The sequence below is a fragment of the Amycolatopsis sp. NPDC059021 genome (genome assembly GCF_042739895.1).
Lineage (GTDB): Bacteria > Actinomycetota > Actinomycetes > Mycobacteriales > Pseudonocardiaceae > Amycolatopsis.
The window spans coordinates 1-4,396 of record NZ_JBHYIQ010000203.1 but is presented as its reverse complement, the minus strand read 5'-3'; the positions used below and the strand labels follow the sequence as shown (position 1 = coordinate 4,396).

At 72.2% G+C, this 4,396-nt stretch carries 4 protein-coding genes; all 4 read right to left on the bottom strand.

The window, feature by feature from the left end; all coding sequences use genetic code 11:
* Window positions 1-97: 97 nt before the first annotated feature.
* Genes ACFWX1_RS47890 through ACFWX1_RS47875 form a run of 4 tightly spaced genes read right to left on the bottom strand, consistent with a single transcriptional unit; the run spans window position 98 to window position 4,271 of the window.
* Window positions 98-310 (bottom strand): DUF2795 domain-containing protein, encoded by a 213-nt coding sequence (locus tag ACFWX1_RS47890; RefSeq protein ID WP_378396604.1) that lies wholly within the window; start codon window positions 308-310, stop codon window positions 98-100.
* Window positions 311-361: 51 nt separating this feature from the next.
* Window positions 362-2,320 (bottom strand): aconitate hydratase, encoded by a 1,959-nt coding sequence (locus ACFWX1_RS47885; protein ID WP_378396603.1) that lies wholly within the window; start codon window positions 2,318-2,320, stop codon window positions 362-364.
* A 44-nt stretch (window positions 2,321-2,364) separates the two neighbouring features.
* Window positions 2,365-2,949: a hypothetical protein gene (locus ACFWX1_RS47880; protein WP_378396602.1), complete on the bottom strand. Its 585-nt coding sequence runs from the start codon at window positions 2,947-2,949 to the stop codon at window positions 2,365-2,367.
* Window positions 2,950-2,975: 26 nt separating this feature from the next.
* Window positions 2,976-4,271 carry an NAD(P)/FAD-dependent oxidoreductase gene (locus ACFWX1_RS47875; RefSeq protein WP_378396601.1) on the bottom strand — a complete coding sequence of 432 codons (1,296 nt, stop codon included), beginning with the start codon at window positions 4,269-4,271 and terminating at the stop codon, window positions 2,976-2,978.
* Between the last annotated feature and the right edge of the window lie 125 nt (window positions 4,272-4,396).

Below are 4,396 nucleotides of genomic sequence, written 5' to 3'. Positions count from 1 at the left end.
GCCTTGAGGGACCCAGAGTCCCGTAAGGAGGCCCCCACGGACCTACCGGCGGACGTAGGCTGCCTCACTCGGTGCGGCCCTGACGTGACCGGGGCGGTCAGCCCCGGCCGGTGCGACCGGCCGAGATGGCCTCGACCACGGTGTCGAGGTCGCGGTAGTGCTCGTCGGGCAGGGCGGCGAGCGGTCCGAGCAGCTCGTCGCCCCCGCCCGCGGCCGCGCACCGGCGGAGCAGTTCTTCGCGTCCGCACGGGTATTCGACGTCGGCGAGGTGCCGGGCGAGGGATTCGCGGTCCGGGGCGCTCATCGTCATGGGGGAACACCTTTCTGTCGTGCTTTCGGGCCACACCGGGAAGCGTGCCGTTCACCCGGCGCGCTGGGCGGCGATCAGCGGGATCCGGCCGCCCGCGAGCACGGCGTCCCGCTGGCGCGGGGAGAGCCGGTGCGTGGCCTGGTAGTTCTCGTCCCGCGTGCGGTTGTGCACGGCGAACGTGTCCGAATCGGACAGCCGGCTCCTGGCCTCGTCGAGGACGAGGACGTCGTCGCACTCGACGCGGTCGTAATCGGCGGGGTCGGCGAACTCCAGCGCGAGCACGCCGAAGTTCGCGAGGTTCTGCCAGTGGATGCGGGCGAAGGACTTCGCGAGCACGACCCGCAGGCCGAGGTGCCGGGTCACGATCGCGGCGTGCTCCCGCGACGAGCCCTGGCCGTAGTTCTCCCCGGCGACCAGCCAATGCGCCGGTTCTTCGGCGGCCCGCGCGGGGTAGTCCGCGTCGATCCGGGTGAAGGTGAACTCCGCCAGCTTCGGGATGTTCGACCGCAGGGGCAGCGCGGCGGCGCCCGCCGGGGAGATCTCGTCGGTGGAGACGTCGTCGCCGAGCTTGAGCAGCACCGGGGCTTCGACCCGCTCCGGGAGTGGGTCGAACTCGGGGAGCCCGGAGATGTTCGGGCCCTTCACCAGTTCCTCGTGCGCTGCCTCCGCTTCGGACAGTGGCGCGGCGAAGACCCGAGTGTCTACTGTGGACTTCCGTGGCGGTCGGATCCTGCCGGGGTCGACGTCGGCGGTGAACTCCCGGGGGTCGGTGATGACCCCGGTGATCGCCGACGCGGCCGCGGTTTCCGGGGAACACAGCCACACCGCGTCGTCGGCCGTCCCGGAGCGGCCGGGGAAGTTGCGGGGGAACGTCCGCAGCGAGTTCTGGCCCGGCGCGGGTGCCTGTCCCATGCCGATGCAGCCGAGGCAGCCCGCCTGGTGGATCCGCGCGCCCGCGGCGAGCAACTCGGTGGTGTGCCCGGCACGCGTCAGGTCGACGAGGATCTGCCGCGACGTCGGGTTGACGTCGAAACTGACCGACCCGGCCGCCTGCTTGCCGTGGACCATCGCGGCCACGACGGCGAAATCCCGGAAACCGGGGTTCGCCGAGGAACCGACGACGACCTGGCCGATCGGCGTGCCCGCCGCCTCGCGGACCGGTACGACGTCACCGGGTGACGACGGCCTGGCGACCAGGGGTTCCACAGTGGACAGATCGATCTCGTCGCGCACGTCGTATTCGGCGCCTTCATCGGCGAGGATCTCGCGGAAGTCGTCCTCCCGGCCTTCGGCGCGCAGGAACTCGCGCACCGCCTCGTCGGCGGGAAAGACCGTGGTGGTGGCGCCCAGTTCGGCCCCCATGTTGGCGATCACGTGCCGGTCCATCGCGGTGAGCCCGGCGAGGCCGGGGCCGTGGTACTCGATGATCCGCCCGCGCCCGCCGCCGACGCCGTGCCTGCGCAACATCTCCAGCACGACGTCCTTGGCCGAGACGCGGTCCGGCAGCGTGCCGGTGAGGCGGACGCCCCAGATCTCCGGCATGCGCAGGTACAGCGGTTCCCCGGCGATGGCGAGCGCGACCTCCAGCCCGCCGACGCCGATCGCCAGCATCCCGAGCGAACCCGCCGCGCAGGTGTGCGAGTCCGAACCGGCCAGCGTCCGGCCGGGCACTCCGAATCGCTGCATGTGCGTCGGATGGGAAACCCCATTGCCCGCCTTGGAGAACCACAGCCCGTAGCGGCGGCAGGCCGAGCGCAGGAACGCGTGGTCCTCGGCGTTCTTCTCGTCCGCCTGCAGGAGATTGTGGTCGACGTACTGGACGCTCAGTTCGGTGGCGGCGCGCTCGATGCCGAGCGACTCCAGTTCCTGCATCACCAGCGTTCCGGTGGCGTCCTGGGTCAGCGTCTGGTCCACCCGGAGCCCGATTTCCGAGCCGGGTTCCGGACGGCCGCGCACCAGGTGCTCGCCGAGCAGCCTGCCGGCGACCGTGCGAGCTGTTTCTCCGGCCATGTCATCCGGCTACCCGCTGTCCGGCGGGCTCAATCACGCCGTGCCTACAGGGCGGGCCTGCGCACGGCCGGCAGCCGGTCGAACGCGTCGACCAGCGCGGATACGACGTCCGGATGTCCTAACGGGAGCGGCGCGGGCACCCGGTCGTCGTCATCGCCCGTGCTGTGCGCGACAACCTCGACCTCCACCCCCGCGTCCCGGAGCCCGGCGACCCGGTTGCCGTGGTCGCGCAGCCAGTCCGCGTCGGCGGCCCGCGCCCGGTCCGCCTCGAGGAACCCTTCGGCGGCCGGGTCCACCAGCAGCACGGACCGGACGACGGACGGCCGGTGTTCGGCCAGCAGCAGCGCTTCCTCGCCGTACGGTCCACTCGCGACGATGTCGGTCACCGGGAGCGGCCCGTCGGCGTGGGCGAGCACGTGTTCGCACGCGTGGAGCGCGCCGTCCACGGGCAGCCGGGCCCAGACGATCTCGCGGTCTTCGGTGAACGGACGCCAGGTGGCGGGCAGTTCGTCGTGTTTGCTCGCTCCAGCCGGGTCGAGGACGAGCACCCGCCTGCCGCCGGGGACACCGTGGACGACCACCGGTGGCCCTTCGGCGCGGACCGGATCGGGTTCGGGGGTGCCGCGCATGACGGACGCTCCTTTCGAGGCCGGGTTCAGCGACGGGTCACGGGCAGTTCGGGCGAGGCGGTGTCCAGCGGGACCGACCCGGACCTGACGAGTCCCAATTGGACGGTCTGCCGCGGGGTGACCGCGTCGAGTGCCCAGTCGGCCGCGACGCGGAGTTTGTTGGCGGGCATGGACATCAGGTGATAACCGCGGGTGAGGAGTTTCGCCGGGAACCCGGACAGCGGGATCCGCACCGGGTTCGCCGCGGCCTGCCCCTTGCCGAGGTCCACCGCGAAGCCGAGGTCATGGTGCTTGTACGCGCCGAGCGGGCGCTCCCGCAGCGAAGCGCCGACGTTGTGCCCGGCGAGTTTTCCTTGCCGGACGGCGTGTTGCGCGGTCATCGGCGTGATCTCGCCCTTCCGCGACGCGTCGGGCACCGCCGCGGCGTCCCCGCAGGCGAAGACCTCCGGATGACCCGGCACCCGCAACGTGGCGTCCACCCGTAACCGGCCCCGGTCGGTCGGCAGCCCGACCTCCGAGACGAGCGGGTCCGGCCGGACCCCGACGCACCACACCAGCGTGCGCGTGGGGACCTTCTCCCCGGTGGTCAGCGTGACACCCTCGGCGGTCGCCTCGTCGATGGAAGTCTTCATGCGGACGTCGACGTCCCGCTCGCGCAGCACCCGGTCCGCGGTCGCGCCCAGCCGCTTGTCGAGCTCCGGCAGGACACGGCCGGCGACGTCGAGCAGCATCCAGCGCATCGGCTGATCGGCGAGCTCGGGATGGCGGGCGGCGAGCGCGGCGGTGAGTCCCGGTCCCTGCGCGGCCACCTCGGTCCCGGTGTAACCCGCGCCGACCACGACGAACGTGCACCGGGCCTCGCGCTCGGCCGGATCGTCGGCCGCGGCGGCGAGTTCCACCTGGCGGGTCACGTGATCGCGCAGGTACAGCGCCTCGGGCAGGCCGCGGAAGCCGTGCGCGTGGTCGGTCACCCCGGGGATCGGCAGCAGCTTGGTCACGCTGCCGGCGGCGAGCACCAGCCGGTCGTAGGACAGCGTGTGCTCGCGGTCCTCGGGGTCGAGGTAACGCACCGAGCGCTCGCCGAGGTCGGCACCGCACACCGTGCCCAGCGCCAGGCGGACGCCGGGCAGCGTCCCGGGAATCGACACGAGCACCCGCCGCGGATCGAGGATCCCGGCCGCGACCTCGGGCAGCAGGGGCACGTAAAGGAAATAGTCCGTCGGGTTCACCACGACGATTTCGGTGCCTTCGGGGGCGGTTCGCGCCAGGGTCCTGGCTGCCTGGTAGCCGGCGAAACCGGCGCCGGCGATCACCACGCGCATCGAGGGTCCTTCCGTAGCCTGCGGATCCACCCCGGCGAGTACCCGGCGGCGCGGACGGGAAACGCTGCTTTCGCCGTGGTCGGTCCGTGGGGGCCTCCTTGAGAGACCCAGAGTCCCTCAAGGAG

Bases quoted from the DNA above. Each gene is read 5' to 3' on its own strand.
- ACFWX1_RS47890 (WP_378396604.1), bottom strand. From the start codon at position 310: ATGACGATGAGCGCCCCGGACCGCGAATCCCTCGCCCGGCACCTCGCC.
- ACFWX1_RS47885 (WP_378396603.1), bottom strand. From the start codon at position 2,320: ATGGCCGGAGAAACAGCTCGCACGGTCGCCGGCAGGCTGCTCGGCGAG.
- ACFWX1_RS47880 (WP_378396602.1), bottom strand. From the start codon at position 2,949: ATGCGCGGCACCCCCGAACCCGATCCGGTCCGCGCCGAAGGGCCACCG.
- ACFWX1_RS47875 (WP_378396601.1), bottom strand. From the start codon at position 4,271: ATGCGCGTGGTGATCGCCGGCGCCGGTTTCGCCGGCTACCAGGCAGCC.